Origin of the sequence: Pseudarthrobacter sulfonivorans (genome assembly GCF_014712225.1) — a bacterium.
GTDB classification, from domain to species: domain Bacteria; phylum Actinomycetota; class Actinomycetes; order Actinomycetales; family Micrococcaceae; genus Arthrobacter; species Arthrobacter sulfonivorans.
In genome coordinates this window covers 272496-280358 of record NZ_JACXBW010000006.1, presented here as the reverse complement: position 1 = coordinate 280358, position 7863 = coordinate 272496, and the positions used below count along the sequence as shown (strand labels likewise).

Annotated in this window: 5 protein-coding genes and 1 pseudogene; 1 reads left to right on the top strand and 5 read right to left on the bottom strand. The window is 65.9% G+C overall.

Annotated features, from left to right (window positions below):
• A pseudogene (locus IAQ70_RS23190) lies at nucleotides 1–204 on the top strand (hypothetical protein); the annotation flags it as partial.
• A gap of 233 nt (nucleotides 205–437) precedes the next feature.
• Here IAQ70_RS23190 and IAQ70_RS10300 read toward each other — a convergent pair.
• The 5 genes from IAQ70_RS10300 to IAQ70_RS10280 all read right to left on the bottom strand — a co-directional run bounded on the left by IAQ70_RS10300 (nucleotide 438) and on the right by IAQ70_RS10280 (nucleotide 7856).
• On the bottom strand, nucleotides 438–2624 hold the full coding sequence (locus IAQ70_RS10300) for an amylo-alpha-1,6-glucosidase (RefSeq protein WP_190989214.1): 2187 nt from the start codon (nucleotides 2622–2624) through the stop codon (nucleotides 438–440).
• A 370-nt stretch (nucleotides 2625–2994) separates the two neighbouring features.
• Nucleotides 2995–3936 (bottom strand): 2-hydroxyacid dehydrogenase, encoded by a 942-nt coding sequence (locus IAQ70_RS10295; protein ID WP_190989213.1) that lies wholly within the window; start codon nucleotides 3934–3936, stop codon nucleotides 2995–2997.
• A gap of 272 nt (nucleotides 3937–4208) precedes the next feature.
• The gene (locus tag IAQ70_RS10290; RefSeq protein WP_190989212.1) at nucleotides 4209–5030 is read right to left on the bottom strand and encodes an ABC transporter ATP-binding protein; all 822 of its coding nucleotides are present in this window, start codon (nucleotides 5028–5030) and stop codon (nucleotides 4209–4211) included.
• On the bottom strand, nucleotides 5027–6817 hold the full coding sequence (locus IAQ70_RS10285) for a dipeptide/oligopeptide/nickel ABC transporter permease/ATP-binding protein (RefSeq protein ID WP_190989211.1): 1791 nt from the start codon (nucleotides 6815–6817) through the stop codon (nucleotides 5027–5029). The genes IAQ70_RS10290 and IAQ70_RS10285 overlap by 4 nt, the downstream gene beginning before the upstream one ends.
• Nucleotides 6810–7856 (bottom strand): ABC transporter permease, encoded by a 1047-nt coding sequence (locus IAQ70_RS10280; protein WP_223859763.1) that lies wholly within the window; start codon nucleotides 7854–7856, stop codon nucleotides 6810–6812. The genes IAQ70_RS10285 and IAQ70_RS10280 overlap by 8 nt, the downstream gene beginning before the upstream one ends.
• Nucleotides 7857–7863: the final 7 nt, after the last annotated feature.

Sequence of the window (7863 nt, the reverse complement as noted above, 5' to 3'; positions counted from 1 at the left end):
TGCCGCCAAGTATCGCTCTCCGCGCCGTGTGCGGTCCTCGCCGCCTGTGTCGCCCTGCCCCCACATCGTGAGTCCTCCCGGTTGGCGGGCGTCGCGTCCGAGCCGACTGCAACCGTGATGTGGGCGGTCCTGGATGAATTGAACTTCCTTCCACTGCTGTGGAGCGCCTGCCCGTGGCACACCCATGTCCCGGGCCGCCCCTGAGCAACCGCACACCCACAACTGCGGAAGCGGATCTCGGAGCCCCCTACTGGCAGGCGCTGGCTCAACTCTTTCACATCGAAACTGTTGTGGCCCTCGGCAACGTTGCGCACCGCAGCCTGCTTCGAAGCGGCCTGCACGCGCCGAAAGTCAGGCATCCCGCCCATGGCGGGCGGTACGGCCTCAAACAGGGAATGGAGGAGCCGCTCCTCAGCGGACTCGGCGACTGGCAGCCCTTAAACGGGCGCTGGCCCGTCCGCCTGGCGCCGCGCTTCCCTGCGGCGGTGATCGGCCTGCTCCACCAGTTCACTCATCCACGGACGGTGCCCCCGGTGGAACACCAATCCTTCCGGCAGCCCATGAACGGACGGCACGGAACCGGCGATGTCGATGGTGATGCGGCCGCCGCCCAGCGGAGCATTGGTGATGTGCAGGTCCCCAAAGGACTCCGGAAGGACCGGATCCAGCCATACGCCGCCTGCGGAGACCACCGGGTCATACCGCATCAGGCTGGTCACGAGCTGGATTGGCGCGGTGGCCGCCCATGCCTGTGGGGAGCATGCGGTCGGGTAGGGGACAGGGGCGCCGAGCTGGTCCCGGCTGAACCCGCAAAACAGTTCCGGGAGGCGGCCGTCGGAGTACTCGGCCGCGTCCATCATGCCGGCGGCGATTCTTTGAGCCTCGTCCACAAAGCCATAGCGGAGAAGCCCGGCAGCGACGATTGCGTTGTCGTGCGGCCAGACCGATCCGTTGTGGTAGCTGGCGGGGTTGTAGGCCCCCATGTCGCTGGCAAGGGTACGCACGCCCCAGCCGCTGAACATTTCCGGGGACAGCAGCCGCTCAGCCACCATAGGGGCCTTGTCTTCATCGATGAGGCCCTGCAGCAGGCAGTGCCCCATATTCGACGCGCAAGCGTCCACCTGCCGTTTCTTACCGTCGAGGGCGATGGCGTAGTACCCGCGTTCAGGGATCCAGAATTGCTCGTTGAACTGCTTCTTCAGCCTCGCGGCACGGTCGGCGAGTTCGTTCCCAAAAGCCGTGTCCCCGGCGTCGTACGCCAGCCATGCCCGCGACAGATAGGCGACGTAGACATACGCCTGAACCTCACTCAGTGCGATGGGCGGATCAGCCAACGTGCCGTCGGCGAAGTTGATGCCGTCCCAGGAGTCCTTCCAGCCCTGGTTGATCAGCCCCTGGTCATTCAGGCGCTGGTACTCGACGAAGCCGTCGCCGTCCTTGTCCCCGTAATTCACGATCCAGTCCAGCGCACGGTCCGCATGGGGGAGCAGGGCAGCGATGGTGTCCGCGGCGAATCCCCAGCGGCTGACCGCGCCGAGCACCATGAGGAACAGGGGTGTGGCATCGACGCTGCCGTAGTAGTTGGACTTGCCACCCAGGGACAGGCCGCTGGAAACGTCGAGGCGGACCTCATGAAGTATCTTTCCCGGTTCCTCCTCGGAGAGGGGATCCACTACGGTGCCCTGGCGGTCCGCCAGCGTCTGCAGCGTGCCCAGGGCCAGGGACGGGTCCACCGGCATCGCCATGACTGAGGCCCACAGCGAGTCCCTGCCGAACAGTGTCATGAACCAGGGCGCGCCGGCGGCTACTACGACGCGCTCCGGATGGTCGGGGTCCTCGATCCGAAGAGCCCCCAGATCGTCGTAGCTGCGGCGCAGGGTCCGCTCGATGGACCGGTTCCCCATCTGCAGGACCGGAATCTTCTCCACCCACTCCCGCCTGCGCAGGTCCCGTGGAGAAAAGCCGTCCCCGCTGGGAGGAACAAATGCGGCTGAAACGGTTTCCTCCGTGCCCGGCACCACGGTCAGGACTGTGCTCCAGTGGCCGTGCGCCGGGACCGACACCTGATAGGTCACGGCCTCGGGCGTGATGTCCGCACCCGGCGCTTGGACAACCATGCCTTTCAGCACGTCCTGCCAGGTGGACCGGATGGAGAGGGCGCCGCCGTCGGCCTGGCGGGTTTCGTCCCAGCGCCGCTGGATCCGTGCCTCTTTCACCTCGAAAAGGTCCGCGAAGTCCGCCTCGATCTTCAGGACGATCACGCATCCGGCCGGCTCCAGTGCGTAGTTGCGGACGGTGATCCGCTCTTGGAATCCCGCCCCCACCTCGCGCAGGCGCTCGACAATCAGCGGGCTGTCGGCGTAGCCGTCGGCCCGGGGAACCCTGCCCACAAACAACGCCCGGTACGGCTCCTTCGTCTCCGCCGCGAGGGGCTCGAGTGCCACGCCATTGACTGTCAGTCTCCAGCCCGAAAGGATCCGGGCGTCCTGCACAAAGAGACCATGCGGATGGTCACCGTGAATGTCCCCGTTCGACGAAGAAATGCAGAAGGACGATCCCTCGACCAAGGTGACCGTTCCGGCCCCGAGCGGCCCGGCAGCCGTATCAGCATTCCACCCAGCCATCGCGGCCTCCTCCACGAATCCACCAGCGGGCCGTGTAAGTCTTCCGGCTGGCGGCCCGCTTCTCCGAACGACGCTACGCCTGCTTGGTACTCCCGGCTAGGGGCCTTCGTTCAAGCTGCCAGGCCGAGGCCGGCGCCCAGCTGACACGGACTGTGCCCGTGCCTGCTCCGCAGCCAGCCGCAGCGGAGCGCGGCTCGCCTGCACGTTCGCCGGGAGGCGCGCCTGAACGGAACTGCTGCCAGGCATGGCACCCAAAAAGCGGGCTTCAAACTTGCTATGGACGATGGCTCTGCTTTTCATGACTGCTGCGTTTTCTCTTGGTGGATTCAACGGGAAAGGTGCATGAGGGGTGCGGACTTGGCGAAGCGGGTCAGAAAGGCCCGGCCTGGACCAGGTTTGCCGGGCGTTCTCCGCCGGCCAGCGCCTTGAGCTGGGAGGCGAGGAGCTTGACGATCCGGGGCTCGAAAGCTGAGGCGTTGCCGCCGATGTGCGGGGTGATCAGGGCGTTGGGCGCTGACCATAGGGGGTGGTCCGCCGGGAGCGGTTCCGGGTCGACGACGTCGAGCGCGCAGTGAAGCCGGCCGGACAGGACCTCGGCGGTAAGGGCAGCAGTGTCGACGACGGGGCCGCGGCCGACGTTGACCACGAGGGCGCCGTCCGGCAGGGCCGCGAGGACCGTCGCGTCCACCAAACGGTGCGTGTGCTCGTTCAGTGGCGTGACCGCGACGAGAACGTCGTGGGTTCCGGCAAGGGCCGCCAGTTCCGAGGAGGCGTGGACGTGGCCGGCGCTGTCCTCGCGCGAGGTGCTGCCCACCCGGGTGATCTCCACCTCGAAAGGCTCAAGCCGCTTCGCGATTTCATGCCCGATGCCGCCGACGCCCACAAGCAGCACGCGGCGGTCCGCCAGCGAGGAGCGTCGCTGCGGCTTCCACTCGCCGGTCTGTTGATCGCGGACCGCTTGGTCAATGCCACGGAGTTTGGCGATGATCAGGCCGATCGCCAGCTCGGCGGTTGCTGCCGCGTGGACGCCCGAGGCGCTCGCCACGCCGGCCGAACGCCCTGCCGCTTCCGGTACGCCGTCAAAACCCGTGGACTGCGTCTGGACGAACTTCAGATTGGTGGCCCTGGACAGCGAGCCGAGGACGGCGGATGCATCAATGTAGGGGAGGATAACGGCGTCGATGGCGTCCAGTGAGACGCCCTCCGGCTCGGAGCGGAGGTCCCAGACCGAGGCTTCGATGCCGGCCGGGAGAGGCTGCACCCTGGCCAGGAGGTCCCGGTCCGGGAAGGTGACGGTACGGACTGTCTGCATCTATTGAGCCTGTTCATTAGTCGGGCTTGAACTGAGAAACATTTCTCATCTGTGACAATCATCGCACTTCAAAAAGCGTCGGGCAAGAGCTTCGGAAAGGCAATTGAGGAGAGCAGCGGATCGGGCGTTCGCAGCGGTGGAAAACACGACGGCGGCGACGAGTACCCGCGCCCGGCACCCCGGCTGGTTTAACCCAAGTAGGTCGCACTTAAGGTCGTTATGAGGGCTCATAACGACATTAAATGCGACCCAGTTGGGGAAGGGCTGGTGGCCTAGGCGACGGCCGCCCGGCGTTCGCCGATGTCGAAGCCCGGGCCGCCAGGCACCGAGTCGATCAGTTTGCGCGTGTACGGATGTTTGGGGTTGCCGTAGACGGAGTCCACATAGCCGATTTCCACCACTTCGCCGTGGAACAGCACCATGATCTCGTCGCTGACATGGTGCACAACGTCCAGGTCGTGGGAGATGAAGGCCATGGTCAGGTCCAGCTCGGTGCGCAGGCGGCTGATGAGGTTCAGGATTTCCGCCTGCACCGACAGGTCTAGGGCCGAGGTGATCTCATCCGCGATGATCAGTTTCGGCCCCACTGCCAGGGCCCTGGCAATGGCAATGCGTTGGCGCTGCCCGCCCGAAAACTCGTGCGGGTACCGCTCCGCCACGTCCGCGTCGAGGCGGATGGTGGAGAGCCAGTAGGCGATCTTCTCGCGGTGGTCCCTGGGGTTGGACTTCACGGGATCAATCGCCTCGGCCAGCGTCTGTCCGATGGTGCGGCGCGGGTTGAGCGACGAGTACGGGTCCTGCGGGATCATCTGGACCTCGCGGCGCATGGCACGGCGCTGGCCAGACGACATGCGGGCCACGTCCATGCCGTTGATCCAGATGCTGCCGGCGCTGGCCGGGTTCAGGCCGACGACCGCCTTGGCCAGGGTTGACTTGCCTGAGCCGGATTCACCCACAATGCCCAGGGTCTTGCCGCGTTCGATGGTGGCCGAGACGCCCTTGAGGACCTTGGCCGCTGCGTGCCCGGACCCGAACGTGACCTCCAGGTCGCGGACTTCCAGCACCGGGGCGGCGGAGTTCGGTGTGGTTGTCATGGCTGGAGCCTCTCTGTTTCCGGGCGGACCGGGCCAGGCTGAACCGGGCCGGACACGGGCACGTCGTCGGTGATTTCGTCGAACGTGAAGTCCTCTGCCCGGACGGCGACGAGTTCTGTCTTGCGTTCGGCGATGCTCGGCGTCGCCGCCAGCAGGGCTTTGGTGTAAGGGTGTTTGACGTCGCCGGCTGCCAACTGGGCGCCGGTGAGTCGTTCGAGGATCTTTCCGCCGTTCATGACGATCACCTTGTCGCACAAGGCCTGCACCACACCGATGTCGTGGGAGATAAACAGCATGGCGGTGCCCATTTCCCGGTTGATGGTGCGGAACTGGCGCAGGACGTCAGCCTGGACGGTGACGTCAAGCGCCGTGGTGGGCTCGTCGGCGATGATCAGCCGCGGGTCCGTGACCAGGGTGGAGGCAATCATGGCGCGCTGGAGCATGCCGCCGGAAAGCTCGTGCGGGTGCTGCCGCATCCGCGTTTCCGGCTGCGTGATCCGGATGTCCGCGAGTGCCTTGACCATCCTGTTGAACGCGGTCTTCCCGGACTGTTTCAGGTGGACCCTGCTGACTTCGGTCAACTGGGAACCCATCCGCAGGGCCGGGTTGAAGCTGGTGCCGGGATCCTGGTAGACCAGCCCGATGGAGGTGGCCAGCGTGCGGGGATCGTTCTTCTTGAGCAGGTCCAGTTCGCCGAGCCGCATGGAGTGCGCCGTGACCGTCAGTTCCTCGGGCAGCAGGCCGGCGATGGACATGGCGGTGAGGGACTTTCCGGAGCCGGATTCGCCCACCAGCCCCACCACTTCACCGGCGTGGATGCTGAGCGAGACACCCTTGACCAGGGGGACGCCGTTGGGTGTGAGGACGGTGAGGTTGTCCACCTCCACCAGCGCTTCGCCGTCGGCCCGCATTGAGGCGGGCAGCTCAGAGGCGGCCTTCACGCTGCCGAACTTCCGCCCGCCGCGCGGGTCCGTGGCGGCGGCAAGTCCGTCGCCGATGAGCATGGCGCTCAGCCCTGCAACGGTGATCATGATCGAGGGCATGACCGCCTGCAGCGGCTGGGAGTAGATGTTCACGAGGGCCTCGTTGAGCAGGCGCCCGAAGTCGTACTCCGGGTTTTGGACACCGAGTCCGATGAACGACAGGCTGGACAATTCGATGAGGGTGGTGGCAAACACGGTGGCGGTCAGCACCAGCAGCGGCTCCGCCATGTTTGGCAGCAGATGCCGGGTGATGATGCGTGGACCGGGGACACCCAGCAGGCGTGCCGTCGACACGTAATTGCGCTGTGAGATCGAGGCGGCCATGTTGGCGGTGAGCCGGGCGAACGCCGGGATGCTGGCGATGGCGATGGCCAGGACAGCGGACCATGCCCCTTGGCCGAGGATGGCGGCGATAAGCAGCGCGAAAATGAGGCTTGGATAGGCGACGGCGGCATCTATCACGCGCAGGACGGCGTTGCGGATCCTTGCCGGGGCCAGCCAGATGAAGGTGCCGATCAAAACACCGCCGACGACGGAGATCACCGTTGTGGCTGCCGTCATGACCAGCGTGAGCCGGGTGGCCACGAGCGAGCGTGCGAGCACGTCGCGGCCGAAGTCGTCAGTGCCCAGCCAGTGGGCGGCACTGGGGCCCTGGGATGCGTCGGCGGTGAGCTTCTCGGCGGATTCGGCGAGGAACAGGGGCGCGAGGAGGCCGGTGAGGACCATAAGGGTCATCAGGGCGATGCCGATGATGAGGCCGGTAGTCCACCGGAAGTGCCGCTTAGTACGGGTGGTTTTAGCCATTGGACTTTCCTCCTCCGAGGGTGCGCGGATCAATGATTCCGAGGATGACATCGACCAGCAGGTTGAGGATGATGGCGAGGAAACCCAGGACCAGGATGATGCCCTGGATGACGGGGTAGTCCTTGTTGATGATGGCCGTGACGATTTCCTTGCCGAGTCCGGGCCAGTTGAAGACGTTTTCGATGATGATCGCGCCGCCGAGCATGCCGGCCAGGATCAGGCCGGCGAGGGTCAGCGTGGTGGTCATCAGGTTAGGCAGGGCGTGGCGGGCGTAGAGCCGAAGCGGCGGCAGGCGCCAGCCGCGGGCGGTCCGCAGGTAGTCCTGCTCGAGGACCGTGGAGGTTTCCCGGCGGACCACCCGGGCGATCGAGCAGATGGGCGCAACCGAGAGGCCAACCACGGGGAGGATCAGGGAGGTGAGGGTTGCCGCGCCGGCGGCCGGGAGGACCTTGAGGACGATGGCGAAAATGACAACCAGCATCGTGGCGATGACGTACTGGGGCACCGCCTGGAAGAAGCCGGTGAGCATGCCGAAGGACACGTCCAGCCATTTCCGGCGCCCGCCGCGCGTCAGGATTCCCACCACCATCCCCGCCGGAATCGAAACGATCAGGGTCACGATGATGCCCAGCAGGGCGAGTTCTGCCGTGAAGGGCAGTTTGGTGGCGATGATTGAGGAGACAGACGTGCTGTAGGCGAACGATTCGCCCAGATTGCCCGTCAGCAGGTTCCCCACGTACTGGATGCCCTGCAGGTGCAGGGGCTGGTTCAGGCCCAGGCTTTCCCGGATGGCCTCGATCTGCTCAGTGGTGGCGTCGGCGCCGGCGACTGCCACTGCCGGGTCGCCGGGGATGAGCGGGACCATGAAGAACGTCACCACCACAAGGAGGATTACGGACAGCAGCACTCCGCCGGCACGGCGCAGGCCGTAGCTGGCCCAGGGGGAGAGGGTGCGGAGCCCGCCCCGGGGGCTCTTCGGAGCCCCCGGGGGGTTGCTGAACAGGGCACTTTCCCTGTTCAGCATGGTTGGTTCGGTCATGGTCCTT